The organism is Deinococcus aquiradiocola (assembly GCF_014646915.1).
Classification (GTDB): Bacteria; Deinococcota; Deinococci; order Deinococcales; family Deinococcaceae; genus Deinococcus; species Deinococcus aquiradiocola.
This window is the reverse complement of record NZ_BMOE01000020.1, coordinates 24,940-44,737: the sequence shown is the minus strand read 5'-3', so window position 1 is coordinate 44,737 and position 19,798 is coordinate 24,940. Positions and strand designations below refer to the sequence as shown.

General features: G+C 70.1%; 18 protein-coding genes and 1 pseudogene. 11 read left to right on the top strand and 8 right to left on the bottom strand.

From position 1 onward, the window contains the following. Window positions 1–673: pseudogene (locus tag IEY33_RS17850) on the top strand (ATP-dependent zinc metalloprotease FtsH); the annotation flags it as partial. Window positions 674–724: 51 nt separating this feature from the next. Here the strand turns inward: IEY33_RS17850 and IEY33_RS17845 are convergent. The 5 genes from IEY33_RS17845 to IEY33_RS17825 form a co-directional block, all read right to left on the bottom strand. Next, window positions 725–1,909, bottom strand: coding sequence for a mechanosensitive ion channel family protein (locus tag IEY33_RS17845; RefSeq protein WP_229671138.1), 1,185 nt, complete (start codon window positions 1,907–1,909; stop codon window positions 725–727). 187 nt (window positions 1,910–2,096) lie between these two features. Further along, window positions 2,097–3,143 (bottom strand): phosphate acyltransferase PlsX, encoded by a 1,047-nt coding sequence (gene plsX / locus IEY33_RS17840; protein ID WP_188964644.1) that lies wholly within the window; start codon window positions 3,141–3,143, stop codon window positions 2,097–2,099. Further along, window positions 3,133–3,729, bottom strand: a complete 597-nt coding sequence (locus IEY33_RS17835; RefSeq protein WP_188964652.1) for a LabA-like NYN domain-containing protein — start codon at window positions 3,727–3,729, stop codon at window positions 3,133–3,135. The genes plsX and IEY33_RS17835 overlap by 11 nt, the downstream gene beginning before the upstream one ends. Before the next feature lie 223 nt (window positions 3,730–3,952). Further along, complete coding sequence (locus IEY33_RS17830; protein WP_188964643.1) at window positions 3,953–5,452, bottom strand: molybdopterin-dependent oxidoreductase; 1,500 nt, start codon at window positions 5,450–5,452, stop codon at window positions 3,953–3,955. A gap of 125 nt (window positions 5,453–5,577) precedes the next feature. Then, a complete protein-coding gene (locus IEY33_RS17825; RefSeq protein ID WP_188964642.1) occupies window positions 5,578–6,273 on the bottom strand; it encodes a DUF4397 domain-containing protein in 696 nt (231 codons plus the stop codon). A 149-nt stretch (window positions 6,274–6,422) separates the two neighbouring features. Between IEY33_RS17825 and IEY33_RS17820 the strand changes: the two genes are divergently transcribed. Then, complete coding sequence (locus IEY33_RS17820) at window positions 6,423–7,199, top strand: alpha/beta fold hydrolase (RefSeq protein ID WP_188964641.1); 777 nt, start codon at window positions 6,423–6,425, stop codon at window positions 7,197–7,199. 15 nt (window positions 7,200–7,214) lie between these two features. Here the strand turns inward: IEY33_RS17820 and IEY33_RS17815 are convergent, their stop codons facing one another. After that, window positions 7,215–7,667: a DUF427 domain-containing protein gene (locus IEY33_RS17815; RefSeq protein ID WP_229671137.1), complete on the bottom strand. Its 453-nt coding sequence runs from the start codon at window positions 7,665–7,667 to the stop codon at window positions 7,215–7,217. 115 nt (window positions 7,668–7,782) lie between these two features. Between IEY33_RS17815 and IEY33_RS17810 the strand changes: the two genes are divergently transcribed. Further along, window positions 7,783–8,256 (top strand): GNAT family N-acetyltransferase, encoded by a 474-nt coding sequence (locus IEY33_RS17810; protein WP_188964639.1) that lies wholly within the window; start codon window positions 7,783–7,785, stop codon window positions 8,254–8,256. Window positions 8,257–8,511: 255 nt separating this feature from the next. Here IEY33_RS17810 and IEY33_RS17805 read toward each other — a convergent pair whose 3' ends face one another. After that, window positions 8,512–9,549 (bottom strand): DNA topoisomerase IB, encoded by a 1,038-nt coding sequence (locus IEY33_RS17805; RefSeq protein ID WP_188964638.1) that lies wholly within the window; start codon window positions 9,547–9,549, stop codon window positions 8,512–8,514. Then, window positions 9,546–11,846, bottom strand: coding sequence for a uracil-DNA glycosylase (locus tag IEY33_RS17800; RefSeq protein WP_188964637.1), 2,301 nt, complete (start codon window positions 11,844–11,846; stop codon window positions 9,546–9,548). Before IEY33_RS17800 ends, IEY33_RS17805 begins: the two co-directional genes overlap by 4 nt. Before the next feature lie 173 nt (window positions 11,847–12,019). Here IEY33_RS17800 and gatC point away from each other — a divergent pair, with 173 nt between their 5' ends. The 8 genes from gatC (at window position 12,020) to IEY33_RS17760 (ending at window position 19,770) form a co-directional block, all read left to right on the top strand. Continuing rightward, window positions 12,020–12,307 (top strand): Asp-tRNA(Asn)/Glu-tRNA(Gln) amidotransferase subunit GatC, encoded by a 288-nt coding sequence (gatC, locus tag IEY33_RS17795; protein WP_188964636.1) that lies wholly within the window; start codon window positions 12,020–12,022, stop codon window positions 12,305–12,307. Next, the gene (gene serS, locus IEY33_RS17790) at window positions 12,307–13,581 is read left to right on the top strand and encodes a serine--tRNA ligase (RefSeq protein WP_188964635.1); all 1,275 of its coding nucleotides are present in this window, start codon (window positions 12,307–12,309) and stop codon (window positions 13,579–13,581) included. The genes gatC and serS overlap by 1 nt, the downstream gene beginning before the upstream one ends. Before the next feature lie 75 nt (window positions 13,582–13,656). Beyond that, the gene (locus IEY33_RS17785) at window positions 13,657–14,478 is read left to right on the top strand and encodes a DMT family transporter (RefSeq protein WP_229671136.1); all 822 of its coding nucleotides are present in this window, start codon (window positions 13,657–13,659) and stop codon (window positions 14,476–14,478) included. Window positions 14,479–14,609: 131 nt separating this feature from the next. Continuing rightward, entirely contained in the window at window positions 14,610–14,840 is a 231-nt protein-coding gene (gene acpP, locus IEY33_RS17780) for an acyl carrier protein (protein WP_188964634.1), read from the top strand. A 253-nt stretch (window positions 14,841–15,093) separates the two neighbouring features. Further along, on the top strand, window positions 15,094–16,329 hold the full coding sequence (gene fabF / locus IEY33_RS17775; RefSeq protein WP_188964633.1) for a beta-ketoacyl-ACP synthase II: 1,236 nt from the start codon (window positions 15,094–15,096) through the stop codon (window positions 16,327–16,329). A gap of 106 nt (window positions 16,330–16,435) precedes the next feature. Beyond that, window positions 16,436–18,526, top strand: a complete 2,091-nt coding sequence (gene ppk1 / locus IEY33_RS17770; RefSeq protein WP_188964632.1) for a polyphosphate kinase 1 — start codon at window positions 16,436–16,438, stop codon at window positions 18,524–18,526. 72 nt (window positions 18,527–18,598) lie between these two features. After that, window positions 18,599–19,099: a thioredoxin-like domain-containing protein gene (locus tag IEY33_RS17765; protein ID WP_188964631.1), complete on the top strand. Its 501-nt coding sequence runs from the start codon at window positions 18,599–18,601 to the stop codon at window positions 19,097–19,099. Further along, entirely contained in the window at window positions 19,096–19,770 is a 675-nt protein-coding gene (locus IEY33_RS17760) for a DUF305 domain-containing protein (RefSeq protein ID WP_188964630.1), read from the top strand. Before IEY33_RS17765 ends, IEY33_RS17760 begins: the two co-directional genes overlap by 4 nt. The last annotated feature ends 28 nt before the right edge of the window (window positions 19,771–19,798 follow it).

Sequence of the window (19,798 nt, the reverse complement as noted above, 5' to 3'; positions counted from 1 at the left end):
CGAGGCGCGGGACCGGGTGCTGATGGGACCGGAACGGCGGAGCATGGTGATCAATGAAGCGGACCGGCGGGTGACGGCGTACCACGAGGTCGGTCACGCCCTCGCCGCGCAGCTCCTCCCGCACGCGGACCGCGTGTCGAAACTGACGGTCGTGCCGCGCGGCCGCGCCGCCGGGTACATGATGCCGCTCCGCGAGGACCGCGTGCACTACATCCGGCCCGTGCTGGAGGACATGATCGCCGTGGCGCTCGCCGGACGCGCCGCCGAGGAAGTGGTGTTCGGGGCCGTCACGACCGGCGCGCAGAACGACTTCCAGCAGGCCACCAACATCGCGCGCCGCATGGTGACCACCTGGGGCATGAGCGACCGCCTCGGCAAGGTCGCCCTCGCCAGCGACGAGAGCGCGTACCTGGGCGGCGGCATGCAGCCCGGCAACTACAGCCAGCAGACGGCGCGCGTCATCGACGAGGAAGTCTCGCTGCTCATCCAGCGGCAGTACGAGCGCGTCCTGAGCCTCGTGCGCGAGTACCTGCCGCGCCTGCACGTCATCGTGCCGGAACTCATCCTGCGGGAGACGCTGCTCGGCGCGGAATTCTCCCAGCTGCTGTCTGGCGGGACGCTCGAAGCGCACGTCCCGCGCGACCTGCCCCCCACCGGCCTGACCGGCGCGTGATCCGGGTGCGGGCCGGTCAGCGGGGGCATTGCTGAACGGCCCGCACCTCCGTCACTTCTGCGGGTCGCGCCGCTGGTCTTTCTCGGCCTGCTTCGCTTCCGGCTCCATCTGCCGGTCATCCACCTTGTCGAGCGTCACCGGCCCCTGCGCCGGGGTGGGGGAGGGGTCGCGGCTGATCCGCACCTCGATGGGCGCGGGGCCAGGCACGCCCAGGTCCGCGCTGTCCATCGCGATCCGGATGCGGCGGTTGAACTCGCGGCCCACCGCGAACTGCGACTTGGGCAATACCTTCAGCAGCGTGCGGATCTCGATGCCGTCGTTGCTGAGGTTCGTGACGCCCTGCACGTCCGGCGCGGCCAGGAACTTGCGTTTCCAGACGGGATCGGTGTGCAGTGCGTGCGCGACCTCCGTCATGACCTCCAGCGCCCGGTCGATGTCCGCGCCGTTCGGGACGGTGAACGTGCCGAGCACCTGCGACCAGTCCTTGCTGCTCACGCTGACCGTCAGCACCTGACCGTTCGGAATGAGGTGCACCGTGCCGTCCAGGGCGCGCAGGACCGTGAGGCGCAGCGTGAGGCGCTCCACCGTGCCGGACAGCGTCCCGCCGTTCACGCGGATGATGTCGCCCACCCCGTACTGGTCCTCCAGCAGGATGAAGAACCCGGTGAACACGTCCTTGATGAGGCTCTGCGCGCCGAACCCCACCGCGAGACCCAGCACCGACACGCCTGCCAGCAGCGCCGTGGCGTTCACGCCGAGCGCCTGCAGGACGCTGATCGCCGTGAGGATCACGATCACGAGCCGCAGCGAGCCCTCCGTGACGGACGTGAGCGTCTGCACGCGCACGGTCCGGCGCGTGAACGACTCCCCGTCCGTGCTTTCCGGCACGATGCGTTTCGCGGCGATCGTCACGAGGTTCCACGCGATGAACGCGATGGCAGCCACCACCACGATTTGCCCGCTGCTCGCCCGGACGCCCTTCCAGACGATCTCGCCGTGGTCGTACAGCAGCGGCACGTCCAGCCGCAGCGCGAAGATGGTCGCCGCGAGCGTCCCGTACGCCGCCGTGACACTCCACAGGACCCGCAGCAGACGTGAGAGGCGGGCGTTGATGTGCGGCGTGACGAGCTTCAGGAGCGCCATCACGCCCAGCCAGACGGCGTACCCGACGCCCAGCGTGAAGATCAGCTTGAACCAGTACACCGGCTGCGACATGTGATTGATCAGGACGTCCACCGCCACAGCCTACCGAACCCGGCATGAGAGATGCACCCGGCCCCCACCCGTGCGGCCCGCCCGCAACGCGAACGGCCGCCCCTGGAGGCGACCGTCGGCAGCTCTGCCGGAAGAAGCCGCATGTGCCTTGAAGTGCCGCTGCCCACAGACGCTCGGCTGAACTTCTGAAGCTCAGCTCAAGTTGGGATCAGTCGGTGCCGACCGGCGCGGCCGTCTCCAGGCCTTCCTTCAGGCGCGCGATGAGGCGCGTCTGGTCCGCGCGGTCCGCGCGCAGCAGGGCGTTCTTGACGGCGCGCGCGTCGGCGCTCCCGTGCCCGATGTAACTCAGGCCGTTCACGCCGATCAGCAGGCTCGCGCCGTACGTGCTCGGGTCGAGACGCGCCGCCACGCCGCGCAGCGACGACCGCACGAGCAGCCCGCCCAGCTTGCTGAGCAGCGACGTGCCGAGCGCGTCCCGCACCCACCCGAACAGCACCTTCGCCTCGCCCTCCGCGAGCTTCAGGGCGATGTTGCCGGTGAAGCCGTCCGTGACCACGATGTCCGTCGTGCCCTGGAAGATGTCGCGGCCCTCCACGTTCCCGTGGAAGTTCAGGTCCCCGCGCCGCGCCGCCTCGCGCAGCAGGGCGTGGACCTCCAGCGTGAGCGCGTTGCCCTTGTGGTCCTCCTCGCCGATGCTCAGCAGGCCCACCGACGGATTCTGCCGGTCCTCGACGACCTTCAGATACGTGCTCGCCAGGCCCGCCCACTGCGCGAGGTACGCGGGCTTCACGTCCGCGTTCGCGCCCACGTCCAGCATCGTGATGAACCCGTTGCGGGACGGGAGGTGCGTCAGGATGGCGGGCCGGTCCACGCCCTTCAGGCGGCCCAGCGTGAGCAGCGACGACGCCATGCTGGCCCCGCTGTGCCCCATGCTCACCACCGCCGACGCGCGGCCCTCCTTCACGAGCCGGTTCGCGACGTTGATGCTCGCGTCGCGGCGGCCACGCACGTCGCTCGCGTGGTCATCCATGCCGATCACGTCGCCGGCCTCCACGATCTCCAGCGGCAGGGACGCGCTGCCCGGGTACTTGCCGAGCTCCGCGTGCAGCTTCACGCGGTCCCCGACCAGCAGCACCTTCAGGCCCGTGCGGGCCGCAGCGACCGCGCCCTCCACGTTCGGCAGCGCACCGAAATCCCCGCCCGCCGCGTCCAGCGCGACCGGCAGGCCCGAACCCGCCCCGCCCTCAGCGTTCATCGGTGTCCGCCGCGGCCGTCATGTAGAAGGGACGCGTCAGTTCACGCTCGGCCTTGCCCGCGTCACGGCCCTCGCTCGGCAGGCGGTAGCCGGGGCGTTCCACCTCCGCGCGAATGTCCTTGAAGTCGATGTACTCGTCCGCCGCGTTCCGCAGCTCGTAACTCGTCATCTCCGGGATGCTCGCCACCACCACGCGTTTCCCGCGCGCGCGCAGCACCTCCGCCGGACGTTCGAAGTCCCCGTCGCCCGTCAGCAGGACCGCCACGTCGTACAGGTCCACGGTCGACAGCAGATCCGTCACGATCTCGATGTCGAGGTTCGCGTGCCGGTGCATCTCACCGTGATCGTCGGTGCTCTCGCGCAGCACCTTGGTGCGCACCGTGTACCCCATGTACGTCAGCGCGTCGATGAAGCGCTTCTGCTTGTCGTCCACGCTGGACGGGACGGCCGTGTAGTAGTACGCGTTGTACAGGCGGCCCATGCCCGCGAAGTGGTCGAGGATCTTCCGGTGATCGAAGTTCCAGCCGAGTCGTTTGGCGGCCGCGTACACGTTCGCCCCGTCAATAAACACACCGATCCGTTCCATGCTGCTCCCTGATGCCTTGTTCATGATCCGGCTGTGCAGGACGAAGCCTGCCGTGCCGGTGACCCCTGAATGGGTGGGGGTCCGCTTGAAGTGGTTTCCCGCTGTGCTGTCCGTCCTGCTCTCCGGGGGGCCAAGGTGAAGGCCGTACCCCGGAACCCTGGCAGCATACAAGACCGCCCCGGCCGTTGAACAGAGGCCGGGGCGGTCCTGGCTGAGGGCCGTGTCAGCTGACGTTCACGATGAAGTGATGGTAGCCGGTCGCGCCTTCCGGCAGGGCGTCCTTCTCGGCCTTCTTCTGCTCGGTGCTGCCGGAGTACGCACGGACCGCCAGTTCGTAACTGCCGGGCGTGAGCGTGACCGGCAGTTCCCACGGCGTCCACGCGTACCGGGTGCGCGGCGCGACAAGCCGCGCGTCCCGCCAGGACTTGCCGCCGTCCACCGTCACCTCGACCCGCGTGACGGGCTTGCCGCCGAAGAACGCGATGCCGCGCACGAACGACGCGCCCGCCTTGACGTTCGGGTTGACCTCCTGCGGCTCGTCGATGCGGCTCAGCAGTTCCACTTCCGCCGTGCGGCTCCACCCCCGCTTCACCCAGTACCCCGGCACGTCCCGGTCTGACAGGCTGATGCGCGTCAGCCAGCGGGGCTGCTTCATGCCGTACCGGCCAGGGATCAGGACGCGCAGCGGGAAGCCGTGCTTGCGGTTGAGGGGCGCGCCGTTCAGGGTGTGCACCAGCAGCACGTCGTCCTCCAGCGCCCGCCCGAGCGGCAGGGACTCCGTGTACCCGTCCGCGGCCTCCCACAGCAGGTACTTCGCGCCCGGCTGCACGCCCGCCGCCTTCAGCAGCTCCGAGAGGCGGAAGCCGACCCACACGCCGTTGGAGAGGAGCGGGCCGCCGACGGGGTTCGAGATGCAGCTGAGCGTGAGTTCCTCCGTGACGGGCGTGAAGCGTTTCAGGTCCGTGAGGCTCAGGCTCATGGGCGTCCGGACGAGGCCGTCCACCTTCAGTCGCCATTTCGCGCCGTCCACGGTCGGGTCGAAGGCCTCCAGGTTCTTGGACACGTAGTACCACTGGTCCACGGGCGTCACGCCGAACGGCAGCGGACCGCCGGGCGTGATGGTGGCCGGGGCGGACGCGGCCGCGCCGCCCGAATCCCGGAACAGCGCCGTGAGACCGCCGCCCGCCACGAGCGCCCCGCCCGCCGCGAGGGCCGCCGTCGTCGCGCGCCGCGTCCCGTCCGGCAGGGCCGGAGGTGCCGCCGTGACCGCGGCCCCGTCCGTGGAGGGCGGCACGATCACGCGCCCCTCGCCACGCCGGGCCGGAACGCGTACGGCACCCGCAACGCGCGGCCCCAGCAGGGCCTGCAGGGCGTCCAGCAGCAGCCAGAACGCGATCCCGTACCCCAGCGCCACCGGCCACGGCGCAAAGACGAGCGTCAGCACGCACGCCACCAGCCCAGCCACCTGACCGCGCCACACGCTGCCCAGCAGCGTCAGCCCACCCAGCCACAGCACCGCCACGCCCATGAACGCGAAGATCTTCCCGCCCTGCCCCAGTCCGAACACCTGATGCACCAGCTGAAACAACTTCGGAATCCCGAGCAGCTGCGTCAACGCGCCGAACAGGCGCAGCGGCGGGTACGCCACACCGCTCGCCACGAACAGCGCGTACCCGATGGCGCTCAGCAGCACCGCAGCAATCCACGCCCTCAACACCCGCATCCTCACCCTCCCTCCGGGCCACCGGCCCGTACACCCATCATCTCCTGTACACGCAGGAGCGGCACGCCGCCCTGAAGCTGCGTGCCGCCCCCCCAGCCTGGCCCGTGCGGGTCAGGCCGTGCCGATCACTTCGCCATCATGGAGTCGGCGACGACCTTGTCCTCGGTCACCACGAAATCCAGGGTGTTGCCGGCCATGGTGCCCAGCGCGAAGATGCTGTAGCTCTTGCCGCCCGCGACGGACACGCCGCTGAGGTTCTTGACGACCGGGGTGGTCTTGCCGAACGGCACGATGTCGAGGTTCACGCCCATCGGGTCGACGTTCACGGTGTACTCGTTGCCGTACGCCACGCCCATCGGCAGGATGGCGGCGTTGTTGTAGTCCTTCGCGAGGGCCTGCACGCGGGGCGCGTCGGGCGCGAGGTGGTACACGTTCACTTCGGCCTTGCCCTTGTTCATGTTCAGGCTCTTGGCGGTGAAGATCTTCGGCTTGAGGTTCTTCAGGTAGCCGACGGCGGCCACCGTGTAGTACGTGCCGGCCGTGAGGGTCACGTCGCCCTTGAAGACGACGGTGTTCTTGTCGCCCGCGGCGGTGATCATGACGTTGTGCTTGCCTGCAGGCACGTTGCCGTATGGGGTGACGGCCTTGAAGGGCGCGTTGGCGACGGTGCGCGTGCCGTCCACGTACACGTCCACGGCGGGCGCGTCGGACACGCCGTGCACGACACGGACGTACGCGGACTTCATGTCCATGCCCTGCGCCGAAGCGACGGTCAGGCTGGCGGTGGCGAGGACGAGGGCGGTCAGGGTGATGTTCTTCATGGTGAGCTCCTTGTGCAGCCGGTGCTCCCTGGCTGCTTCCTGACCTGTTATATGCAGCGCCCCCCCGACTGGATTGCCGGATGTGGTACGGAACGCGAGCGTGAAGTTCCCGTGAACGTCCCCGCCCCGGCCTGCCGCACACTGAAGGCATGACGAGTCTCACCGCCCGACCCCGCCGCCCGCGCCCGTGGCTGCGCGCCACCGGCGTCCTGCTGCTGCTGGCCCTCGCCTTCACGCTCGGCCTGCTGTGGCCCACCCTGCACCGCCCCGCCCTGAAGCTCGGGCAGGACGCCGCGTACCCGGACGCCCGCGCCACCACCCGCTGGTCCGAGCAGGACGGCGGCGTGATCGACATCCGGCCCGTCGGCACGCCCGCCACGCGCCTCCTCGTGCTGTACCCCGGCGGCCTCGTGCGCCCCCAGGCGTACGAATGGCTCGGCACGGCCCTCGCCCCGTGGGGCGTGCAGACCGTCATCGTGCGCTTCCCGCTCGACCTGGCCGTCACCGGCATCGGCCGCGCCGACAGCGTCATCCGGCACTACGCCCAGGGCCGCCCCGTGTACCTCGCCGGACACAGCCTCGGCGGCGCGATGGCCGCCCAGTACCTCAGCAGCCACCCCGGCACGGTGCAGGGCCTCATCCTGATGGGCGCGTACCCCGCCGGAAACGTCACCCTGAGCGGCCAGAAGACCCTGCGCGTGCTGGACCTGATGGGTGAACACGACACGGTCGCCGACCCCGCCGACGTCAAGGACGGCCTGACGCGCCTCCCCGCAGGCACGCGCCTCGTCACGGTGCGCGGCTCCGTGCACGCCTTCTTCGGCCGTTACGGCCCCCAGAACGGCGACGGCGTCCCCACCGTCACACGCGCCACCGCCGAAACGCAGATCGTGCAGAACATCCGCGACTTCATCACGCGCCGCTGAACCGGCCCTGCCACGTTACCAGCCCCAGCTGCCCGGCTCGCCCTTGAACGGCCCCACCACGTCCGGCGTGATCCACCCGCCGTAAAACTCCCCCGGCTGCGGCGTCACCGTCACGCCCCCCAGCGTCACGCGGTCCACCCGACCCGCGTACAGCGCCACGCGGTCCCGGATCGGCAGGAACTCCGGCGTCGGCCACCCGTAACTCCACGCGGCCGCCTCCTCCACACGCCCCCCGGCCGACAGGGTCCAGTAACTCGCGCGGCCCTTCCACTCGCACACGCTCCCGCCCGGCGCGGGACTCAGCACGCCCGGCAGGAACGCGTCCGGCGACAGGTAATACACGGGCGGATGACTCGTCTCCAGCACCCGGAACGCCCCGGCCGCCTCCACGATCCGCACGCCGCCCAGCCACACCTCCACCCGCCGGTCACTCCACTCCAGCCTCGGCGGACGCGGGTACTCCCACACGGACTCCTGACCGACGCCAGGACGAACAGGTACAGGTCGCATCTCGCCACTCTGCGCCGCGCCCCACGCCTGCGCTGTACCGCGCCCCCCAATCCCGCACGCCTACACTGACCGCATGACCGAACTGCGCCCCATGACCGACGCCACGTTCCGGCGCTTCCTGAACCACGCCACCACCGGGTACGCCGAAGAAAAGACCCGCAGCGGCCAGTGGGACGCCGCCAGCGCCCAGGCGCGCGCCGAAGGCGAATTCCTGATGCTCTGCCCGGACGGCCTGCACACCCCGGACCACCACCACTTCGACCTGCACGACCCCACCACCGGCCAGGACGTCGGCGTCCTCTGGTACGCCCTGCGCCACGAAGGACACCGCACGAGCGCCTTCGTGTACGAGATCGAGATTCACGCCCCGTACCGCAGGCGCGGGTACGCCACGCAGGCCTTCACGCTGCTGGAACAGGACGCCGCCGCACGCGGAGCCACGAACATCCAGCTGCACGTCTTCGGGCACAACACCGGCGCGCGCGCCCTGTACACCGGCCTGGGCTTCCACGAAACGAGCATCATCATGCGCAAAGACCTGAGCTGAAGCAGAAACGATACGATTTTGAGCTGAACGTTTGGAGTTCAGCCGAGCGAAGCGAGCACCAACAAGTACGGTTTGGAGGAGATGGAAGCGGGCAGGCGTCCTGCAGGGCGTCCGTTCTGCCCAAGAAGGGATGCCTTCGCTGTTTCCGGCATCCCTGGAATCGGATCAACACCGTGTGACGGGTGCAGGTTCAGTGACCTGATGCCGCTGAGCACCCTGAATCTATACCGGTATCACTAGCTGTCCAGGCGGCTGTTACGCCGCCTTTTTCCGCCTCGTCCTGAGGGTCTTTTCGCTTTCCAGCAGGCGTTTGAGGGCGGCTTCGCTGCGGGTGAGGCCGTCGAGGTCCGTTTCGCCTTTCGTGGCTCGGGGTTCGTAGTCGTCGAGGACCTTGCCTTCCAGGTAGCGGTCGAAGATGACGGGGCAGATGTAGCTGCTGCGCGTGACGGCGGGCGTGTTGCCCAGGTCGGCGGCGACGTGCTTCACGCAGTCCACGAGGGTCTGCCGGGCAGCACGCTCGGTGTCGGCGATGCCCGCTTCGGCGAGGTACTCGGCGGCGAGCAGGGTGCCGCCCCAGGTGCGGAAGTCCTTGGCGGTGAACGGGCCGATGACTTCTTTCAGGTACGCGTTCAGTTCGCCGCTGCGGACGCGCCTGCGGTTGCGTTCGCTGTCCACGGTCTGGAACAGCCAAGGGCCGGGGAGTTCCAGCAGTTTGCCGATGTTGCTGGCGAGGGTGCGGTCGGTGGTGGCCTTGTGCTGCGTGATGCCGTGCTTGCCCCTGAAGTGGAAGGTGACGGTGCTGCCGCTGACCTGCACGTGCCGCTGGCGCAGGGTGCTGAGGCCGTACGTCCTGTGCTGCTGGGCGTAGGTGTCGCTGCCGACGCGGAAGCGGGCGACGTGCAGCAGGCGCGTCATGAGGGCGGCGACCTTGCGGGGCGGGAGGCCGCTGGCGCGGAGGTCGGCGCCCGTGACGGTCTTGAGGGTGCCGAGCGCCCCGGCGAACCGCGTGAGGCGCTGCCATTTTTTGAGGGCGCCTGCCTGCACGAAGTCCGGGTGGTAGCGGTACTGGAGTCGTCCGGCGGCGTCCCGCCCGAACGCCTGGAGTTCCGCGTCCGGGTCGGGGGAGACGTACACGTCCTCGTAGGCGGGTGGGACGGCCAGTTTCGCGATGCGCTCTTTCCCGCTGCGGTCCCTGTAGGGCGTGCCGTCCGGCCAGAAGTACCTGAACTTTTTCGGGTCGCTGCCCTCGCGGCGCAGGTACGCTCCGGCGAGCAGCTCGGTGCGGGAGGTCATTCTTCCGCCTTCATCGGGAGTTGCCAGTCGATGGGGGTGCGGCCTGCCTCCTGCAGCGCGGCGTTCACGCGGCTGAAGGGGCGCGTGCCAAGGAAGTTCGCGACGCTCAGCGGGCTGGGGTGCGCGGACTCGATGACGACGTGCTGCGGCCCGGTGATGAGGGCCTTCTTCCTGCGGGCGTACGCGCCCCACAGCACGAACACCACGCGTTCGGGCCGGTCGTTCACGGCGCGGATCACGGCGTCCGTGACGGCCTCCCAGCCCTGATTGGCGTGGCTGTTCGGCTGGCCCTCACGGACGGTCAGGACGGCGTTCAGGAGCAGCACGCCCTGCTCCGCCCACGCGCGGAGGTAGCCGTGGCGGGGCGGGGTGAAGCCGGGAAGGTCGGTCTGCAGTTCCTTGTAGATGTTGCGCAGGCTGGGCGGGACGGGCACGCCGGGCCGGACGCTGAAGCTCAGGCCGTGCGCCTGCCCGGGGCGGTGGTACGGGTCCTGACCCAGGATGAGGACCTTCACGTCCTCCAGCGGCGTGAGACGCAGCGCACTGAACACGTCCGGCGCGGGCGGGTAGATGGTCTGCTCCCGCCGTTCGCGCACCAGGAAGTCGCGCAGCTGGTGGAAGGCGGGCGCGGCGAACACGTCCTCCAGGGCGTGCTGCCAGCTGTCCGGCAGTCCGGCGGGCTGGATGGCTCTGGGGGTGGGGGCCTCGGGGGTCAGGCCGAACAGGTCGGGTTGGTCACTCATGCGTGCCTTCCTTTGTACGCCAGCGGAACGTGCGGCGCGTGGGGGTTTGGGGGGGAGGCCCAGAGCGTTTCTTTCGGCTCGCAGGGCGGCCTTCTTGCGGCTGCCGTGCCGGTCGTACACGCGCCGCGCTTCCGCCTGGAATTCCGGCGTGGCGCGCACGGCGTTCAGGCGGGCGTGCGCGGCGCGGGACGCGCCCGTTTCCGGCACGATGGGTGGCGGGTACCCGGTGCGGGTCGTGCCGGACCACTCCCACGGTGCGTGAACGTAATCGGTGGGCACGTCCGTCAGTTCCGGCACCCAGCGGCGGATGAAGTCGCCGTCCGGGTCCTGCTCGCGCGCCTGCCGGGTGGGGGAGTACACGCGCAGGCGGTTGATGCCGACCATGCCGCTCTGCATCTGCACCTGCGCCCAGTGGATGCCGGGCTCGTGGTCCAGCCACAGGCGCGCGAGCGTCAGGCCCGTCTCGCGCCACGGGAGGTGCAGGTGGTGCGTGGCGAACGACACCAGCATGGCCCGCATCCGGAAGTTCAGCCAGCCGGTCGCGTGCAGGGCGCGCATGCACGCGTCGATCATGGGGTAGCCGGTGCGGCCGTCCGTCCACGCGCGCAGGCGTTCGCGGGCCGCGTCGTCCAGTTCGGTGGGCAGCAGGCCTCGCAGCGCGCGGTTCAGCGCGTGGAATTCCATGTCCGGCTCGCTCTCCAGGCGCTGCATGAAGTGGCAGTGCCAGTGCAGGCGGCTCTCGAAGCTGCGCAGGGACCGCAGCCAGCGCGGGTCGGCGCCCGCGTCGCCGCGCGCGGCCGCGAGGCGTTGCCGGGTGGCGTGCACCACGGTCCGCAGGCTGACGGTGCCCATCATCAGGTGCGGGCTGAGGCGCGAGCAGGCGTGCCCGGCGCCCAGCGGGGAACTCATCTCGCGCGTGTAGTTCACGCCGCGCACCGTCAGGAAGCTGTGCAGCGTCTCGCGGGCGAGCGTCTCCCCGAAGGTCCCGGCGGGCCAGGGGAGCGTCTGCGTGAGGGGCGGCAGGCCCGCCGCGCGTGGCCGGAGCGGCACGAAGGGCGGCGCGGCTGGACCGTCCAGCCGTCCCGGGGCGGGCAGCGGAGGGGCGCCCATGCGGGCCTCCCATTCGTCCGCCCAGGTGTCCCGGTCGCGCAGGCGGCGGATCACGCCGTTCTGCGGCGGTTCGTGAAAGGGGAGGCCCAGCGCGCGGGCCCAGGCGCGCACGCGGCGGTCGCGGGCGTAACTGACGGCGTTGCCGGTCTCCTGGTGCGCGTAGATGGCCGTGAACCCATACTGTGCCTGCAGGGCCGCGATGACGCTGGCGGCCTCGCCGTGCCGGACGTGCAGCGGCGCGCCGAGCCGCGCGAGGTCGCCGGACAGGTGCGCGAGCGCGTCGTTGGTGAGGGTCAGCTGCGTGCTGGAGTACTCCGGGTGCGTGAGCTGCTCGTCCTCCCAGATGTACAGGGGCAGCACCCGGCCGCGTTCGGCGGCGAGCGTGAGCGCGGCGTGGTCGTGGACGCGCAGGTCGCGTTTGAACCAGACCAGCGAGAGGGGCATGCCACAGTGTGGCGATTTGGGGGGTGTGATTCTGTATCGAGAATCAGGGTTTGTGCAAATCAGACCCCTCCTTTCACCTGTTTGCATCCGGTTCAACCGCGCCCCACCCCGCCGCCCTCGCCACCCACGCTGCCGCTCCCGGCCGGGCGCGCCCCACCGCTATACTTCCCCCCATGATCGAAGCCGCCGAAGTGCAGCATCTCGCCACGCTCAGCCGACTGGAGCTGACCGAACAGGAACAGGGCGACCTGCTCCACGACCTCAACAAGATGCTCGGGTACTTCCAGAAACTCCAGGAACTCGACACCGAGGGCGTCCCCGAGATGCAGCGCCCCGTGCACCTCGTCAACGTCCTGCGCGCCGACGAGCCCGGTGAGATGTTCGACCGGCGGACCGTCACGGACCTCGCGCCGGAACACCAGGACGGCTTCATCCGCGTGCCGCGCACGGTGGAAGGCTGATGCTCGACCTGAAATTCATCCGCGAGCACCCCGGCGAGGTCCGCCGCGCCGCCGAACTCAAACGCGTCGACCTCGACCTCGACGACCTGCTCCGCGTCGACCGGGAACTCCTCGACCTGAAGCAGCGCGCCGAAGTCATGCAGGCCGAACGCAACCAGAACGCCAAACTCGTCCCCAAGGCCACGCCCGAGGAACGCCCCCTCCTCATCCAGAAAGGCAAGGACCTCGCCGAGAGCCTGAAGGCCATCGAACCGGAACTCCGCGCGCACGAGGACGCCCTCAAGCAGCTCCTGCTGCGCGTTCCGCAGATCCCGCACCCCAGCGTCCCCGTCGGCCGCGACGACAGCGACAACGTCGAACTGCGCCGCGAAGGCACGCCCCCCACCTTCGACTTCACGCCGCAGGACCACGTCGCGCTCCTCGAACGGCACGGCTGGGCCGACCCGGAACGCGTGGCGCGCGTGTCCGGCAGCCGCTCGTACCTCCTCAAGGGCGACGCCGCCCGCCTCGAATGGGCGATCCTGACGCTCGCCCTCGACACGCTCGCCGACGCGGGCTTCGAGATGCTCAGCACCACCGCCCTCGTCCGCCCCGAAACCTTCGTCGGCAGCGGCCACTTCCCCGGCGGCGAGGACCAGGTGTACAAGATCGAGGGCGACGACCTGATGCTCGCCGGGACCGCCGAGGTGCCCGTCAACAGCCTGTACGCCGGAGAGATCCTCCCGCACGACCAGCTGCCCGTCCGGTACGCCGCGTACTCCAGCGCCTTCCGCAGCGAGGCGGGCAGCGCCGGGCGCGACGTGCGCGGCCTGATCCGCGTGCACGAGTTCAAGAAGGTCGAACAGTACGTGATGATGCACGCCGACGAGACCGCCGCGCTCGACATGTTCGCCGCGATCCTCGCGAACGCCGAACGCATCCTGCAGGCCCTGGAACTCCCGTACCGCGTCGTGCAGAACTGCACGGGCGACATGGGCGCCGGCAAGGTCCTCATGTACGACATCGAGGCGTGGGTGCCGTCCGAACAGCAGTACCGCGAGACGCACTCGTGCAGCTACCTCGGCGACTGGCAGGCGCGCCGCACCGGCCTGCGCTACAAGGGCGAGGACGGCCGCATCCACTTCGCGCACACCCTCAACAACACCGGCATCGCCGCGCCCCGCATCCTCGTGCCGTTCTTGGAGAACCACCAGCAGGCGGACGGCCGCGTCCGCATCCCAGAAGCGCTCCGCCCGTACCTGGGCGGTCGGGAATACCTCGGCCAGCCCACCTGAACCGCACCTTCAGGGCGAGCGGCAGTCCCCGCGCCCCTGACCCTCCGGTCACGCGCCGCCCGCTAGAGTGACGCGGTGAACGCCTCCACCCTGTACGCCCTGATCTCCGCCCTCGTGTACGGGGTGGGGGACTTCTCGGCGGGCCTCGCGTCACGCCACAACCCCGCCATTCGCGTGGTGGCGCTCACGCACCCGCTCGGGCTGCTCGCGTACCTCGCCCTGGCGCTCGTCACGCACGAGACGCTCCCGCACGCGCCGCAGCTGTGGCTGGCGGCCCTGACGGGCGTGATCGGCATGACGGCCGTCGTGCTGTTCTTCCGCGCGCTCGCGCTCGGCCCGATGGGCGTCGTGTCCGTCAGTTCCGCCGCGATGGGCGCCGTCGTGCCGGTCGCGGCGGGCCTCCTCGCAGGCGAGACGCTCACGCCCGCCCGCCTGCTCGGCTCGGCCCTCATCCTGACGGGCATCGTGGTGTTCTCGCTCGCCCCGTCGCACGGCGGACGGGGCGGCCTGCCGCTCGCGCTCGTGGCGGGCGTGGGCTTCGGGCTGTTCTTCGTGCTGCTGTCACACGCCACCCCGCAGGGCGGCGGGGTGTTCTGGCCGCTCGCTGCCGCGCGCCTCGCCAGCAGCCTCATCGCCGTGCCGCTCGCCGCGCGGCAGGGCGGCCTGCGCCCGCAGCGCCCCTGGCTGATCCTGGGCAGCTTCCCCGGCGACGTGTTCGGGAACCTGTTCTTCACGCTGGCCGCCCGCACCGGACCGCTCGCCATCGCGGGCCTCCTCACCAACCTGTACCCGGTCTTCACGGCCCTGATGGCCGCCCTGGTGCTGCACGAACGCCTGCGCCGCTACCAGTGGCTCGGGGTGGGCGTCGTCCTGGTGGGCCTGCTCCTCGTCCGCTGAGCGGCCCCCGCAGGACGCGGCGGCACGGACGGTGAAGGAACACGCCGGGGCCGCGCGGCCCGCACCTCGCCCCGCACTCACGGACGGGCGTGTACACTGGGCCGGTACTGTCAACCACAGGAGGTCATCACATGGATACATTTGAACAGGTCAAGGAAGTCATCGTGGACAAGCTGGGCGTGGACGAGGCCAAGGTCGTGCCCGAAGCCCGCTTCGTCGAGGATCTCGGCGCCGACAGCCTCGAAACCGTCGAGCTGATCATGGGTCTGGAAGACAAGTTCGGCGTCAGCATCGCCGACGAGGACGCCGAGCAGATCCGCACCGTGCAGGCCGCCGTCGACTACATCGCCAGCAAGCAGTAACCCCACACGGGCACACTTCGGGGCGCGGTCACACCGCGCCCCGTCGCATTGCACCCCCCACCCCCGCACCGTGCCTCTCCATCCCGCACAGTGCCCCTCCACCCCGCACCGTGTCCGCCTGAGCGTTCCCTCAAGGCCCATCCTGCACCCGTTGGAGCGAGTTCAGGAAGCGTCCGGTATATTTACGGCATTTGGAGGCCGTCACTATGCCAGAACGCACGAACATCACCGTCCAGCCCGCAGGGGAACAGCAATGAAGCGCGTCGTCATCACCGGCATGGGACCCGTCACGCCCATCGGGATCGGCGAGGCCGCGTTTGCGCAGGCGCAGCGCGAGGGCCGCAACGGCATCGGACCGATCACCCGTTTCGACATCAGCAACTACCCCGCCAAGATCGCCGGACAGATCAACGACGACCTGAGCGGCCACCTCGACCCGCGCGAAGCCAAACGCATGGACCGCTTCGTGCAGCTCGCCCTGATCGGCGCGGACCTCGCCGTGCAGGACAGCGGCCTCACCCGCGAGGAGCTCGCCGGTGAAGGCAGCGGCACCATCATCGGCACCGGCGTCGGCGGCATGGAAACCTGGGAGGAGCAGTCCGGCATCGCGCACGGGCGCGGCGCGAACCGCGTCAGCCCCATGTTCATCCCCATGATCATCTGCAACATGGCGTCCGGCCACGTCGCCATGCGCTACGGCCTGACCGGCCCCAGCAGCACCGTCGTCACCGCCTGCGCCACCGGCTCCGGCTCCATCGGCGACGCGTTCCGCACCATCCAGCTGGGCCTCGCGGACATCATGCTGACCGGCGGCACCGAGGCCGCCATCACGCCCATGTCCATCGGCTCCTTCGGCAACATGAAGGCCCTCAGCACCCGCAACGACACGCCCGAAACGGCCAGCCGCCCCTTCACCGCCAGCCGGGACGGCTTCGTGCTCGGCGAGGGCGCAGGTATCCTCGTGCTCGAAGAACTCGAACACGCCCTCGCGCGCGGCGCGCGCATCCACGCCGAACTCGTCGGGTACGCCACCAGCGCCGACGCGTACCACATCACCATGCCCGCCCCCGAAGGGCGCGGCGCGCAGGTCGCCATGCGCGCCGCCCTGCGCGGTGCGGGCGTCACGCCCGAACAGGTCGGGTACATCAACGCGCACGGCACCAGCACCCCCGCCAACGACCTCAACGAGACGCTTGCCATCCAGGCCGTGTACGGCGACCACGCCGCCACGCTCGCCGTCAGCAGCACCAAGAGCATGACGGGCCACCTGCTCGGCGCGGCCGGCGCCATCGAAGCCATCGCGACCGCGCAGGCCCTGCGCGACGGCATCCTGCCGCCCACCATCAACTTCAACGACCCCGACCCGCAGCTCACGCTGGACTTCATCCCCAACCACGCCCGCCAGCAGCAGGTCGAGTACGCCATGAGCAACAGCTTCGCCTTCGGCGGCCAGAACGCCGTGCTGCTCCTCAAACGCTGGCAGGCCTGACGGTTCCCGGCCCCGGCCGGGTGCGTGATTACAGGATGAGGGCGGGCGTCAGCGCCGGGAATTGACTCCCCGCTGACGCCCGCCCGCTAGGTTCCCGAGAGGTCACATGAAACACAAGAAAACCACCCCTGGCGAGACCCACCCCACCAGTGCCCTGCAGGACAGCGTGTTCCTGAACCGGGAGCTGAGCTGGCTGGCCTTCAACGAACGCGTGCTGGCCGAAGCGCAGGACGCCCGCAACCCGCTGCTGGAGCGCCTGAAGTACGCGGCGATCTGTGGCAGCAACCTTGACGAGTTCTTCATGGTGCGCGTGGCGGGCGTGCACCGGCAGATCGCGGCGGGCGTGGTGATCAAATCGCCGGACGGACTGCTGCCGCGCGAGACGCTGGCGCTCGTGCGGGAACGGACGCACGGGATGCTGCGGGAGATCGAGCGGGCGACCCGCAAGACCCTGAACGACCTGCACGCGGCGGGCGTGCGGATCGTACGCGTCGCGGACCTCGGCAAGAAGGCGCGCGTGACGTTGCGGGAGCACTACCTCACGCAGATTCAGCCGGTGCTGACGCCGCTCATCGTGGACCCCAGCCACCCCTTCCCGTACATCAGCAACCTGAGCCTGAACCTCGCGGTGCAGCTGCGGGACGACGAGGGGCACGAGCCGGAGTTCGCGCGCGTGAAGGTGCCGGTGGGCGTGCTGCCGAGGTTCGTGCCGATCGGGGACGTGTTCGTGCTGCTGGAGGACGTGATCGCCGAGCACCTGCAGGAACTGTTCCGGGGGCGGGAGGTGCTGGCCGCGTACGAGTTCCGCGTGACGCGCAACACCGACTACGAGTTCGACGAGGACGAGGCCGAGGACCTGCTGGCGACCATCGAGGACGGGCTGCGGCGCAGGCGCTTCGGGGCGGTGGTACGGCTGGAAGTGACGCGCGAGATGCCCGCCGCACTCCTGAGCTTCCTGGCGGAAAAGCTGAAGCTCGACGATCACGACGTGTTTCAGCTGGACGGGCCGCTCGGCACGGCGGACCTGATGGCGTTCCCGTCGCAGGACGTCGCGAAGCGCCTGCCGGAACTGAGTTACCCGGCGTTCACGCCGCACGTTCCGGACCTGGAGGGCGACGAGGACGACGGGATCTTCGCGGAACTGCAGCGCGGCGATCAGATGCTGCACCACCCGTACGACAGTTTCGCGGGCGTGCTGGCGTTCCTGGAGGCGGCGGCCGTGGACCCGGACGTGCTCGCCATCAAGCAGACGTTGTACCGCACGGGCGACGACCGCCGCCTGCTGGGCGCGCTGAGGACGGCGGCCGAGAACGGCAAGCAGGTGGTGGCGCTCATCGAGCTGAAGGCCCGGTTCGACGAGCAGCGCAACATCAGCTGGGCGCGGCAGCTGGAGCGGGCGGGCGCGCACGTCGTGTACGGCGTGAGCGGTCTGAAGGTGCACGCCAAGGTGGCGCTCGTCATCCGGCGCGAGCAGGGGAGACTGCGTTCGTACGTGCACGTCGGGACGGGCAACTACAACGCCAAGACGGCGCGGCTGTACACGGACCTGTCGCTGCTGTCCGCCAACGAGGAACTCGGGGCGGACGTGGCGCTGCTCTTCAATCACCTGACCGGGTACGCCGAAGCGGAGTACGGTCGCCTGCTGGTCGCGCCGGACACGGCCCGCTCGGGCCTGCTCGACCTGCTGCAGGTGCTGGCGGAGCGCGTCGCGGCGGGCGAGCAGGCGTGGGCGCGCGTGAAGATCAACCAGCTGACGGACCCCGCCATGATCGACGGCATCTACCGCGCGTCGCAGGCGGGCGTCCGGGTGGACCTCATGATTCGCGGCGTGTGCTGCCTGCGGCCGGGCGTGCCGGGCCTGTCCGAGAACGTCCGCGTGCACAGCCTGCTGGGCCGGTACCTGGAGCACGCGCGCGTGTACGCGTTCGGGCACGGTCCGGTCGGCGGTCCGGACACCACGTACGTGTACGTCGGCAGCGCCGACTGGATGAGTCGCAACCTCGACCGGCGCGTGGAGGTGCTGGCTCCCATCCTGGAACCCCGTCACCGGGACGGCGTGCTGGACCTCGTCGCGGCCGAGTGGGCCGACACGCGCGGCAGCTGGGAGCTCGGGCCGGACGGCGTGTACCGCAAGCTGCCCGGCGACCTGAGCGCGCAGGAGACGTTCATGCGCGCGCGCGGCAGCATCGCGGGCTGACCTGCCTGCCCCCGCCCTGCGGGTGGCGGAACGTCCCGCGCGTCCGGCGGGACCGCTTGGCATAATGTGCTCGTGAACCGTGCCCTGCTGCTGGCCCTCCCCGTGATCCTCGCGTCCTGCTCCGGCGGGGACCTGACTGGCGTCAAGACCTTCAAGTACCAGGGTGGTCAGCACCAGGAGGGACAGATCGCGTACACCGAGCACCCCCCGGTGGGCGGCACGCACAACCCCCGCTGGCAGAAGTGCGGCGTGTACGACAACCCCCTCTACGACCAGTTCGCGGTGCACAGCATGGAGCACGGCGCGGTATGGATCACGTACCTGCCGAGCCTGCCCGCCGGTGACGTCGCCAAGCTGAAGGCCGCCGTGGACGGCCGCAGCTACACGCTGCTGTCCCCGTACCCCGGTCAGGCCGCGCCCGTCATGATGAGCGCCTGGAACGCGCAACTGTCCCTGCAGGACGCGTCGGACCCGCGCGTCAAGGCCTTCCTGTCCAAGTACGAGCAGGGTGCCACCGCCCCCGAACGCGGCGCGGCCTGCGACGGGCCGTACTCCACCACCGAAACGCAGTGACGGCCCGCCCCCCCACCTTCCACCCGTCGTCCTCCAGGCGCGGCGGGACGCTCCGCCTCCTGTGGCCCGTCCTGGCCGTGCTGCTGGTCCTGGGCGGCGCGTGGTTCTGGCAGGCGCACCGCTTCCCGCAGGAAGGCAGCCCCGCCGTGCGTTTCGCGCGCGACATGCGCCTGCACCACGGGCAGGCCGTGGAACTCAGCCTGCACATCCTGGAACGCCCCGTGTCGGCACCCGTCCGGCTGCTGGCGCAGGACATCACCGTCACGCAGGAAGCGCAGCTCGGACAGATGGGCGGCTGGCTGGACATCTGGGGCCTGCCGTTCTCCGGACCGGACGCGCCCATGCAGGGCATGAACCGCGCCGCGATGGGCATGGCGAGCGACGCGGACGTGCAGTCCCTCGACACCCTCCCCGCCCGGCAGGCCGAAATCCGGTACCTGCAGCTCATGCTGCGCCACCACCGGGGCGGCGTGCAGATGGCGCAGGAGGGCCTGAAGTCCGGCGTGCCGCCCGTCGTGACGGTCGCGAACGCCATCGTGGTCAGCCAGACGGCCGAGATCGACCTCATCACCGGCATGCTCAGGGAACGCGGCGCGGCCGTCCCCCCCGCGAACGGCACGGTCGCGCCCGGCAGCACGGACGGGATGAACGGCATGCCGATGAACCACTGAACCGGATTCCGGTCCATCCACAACGAAG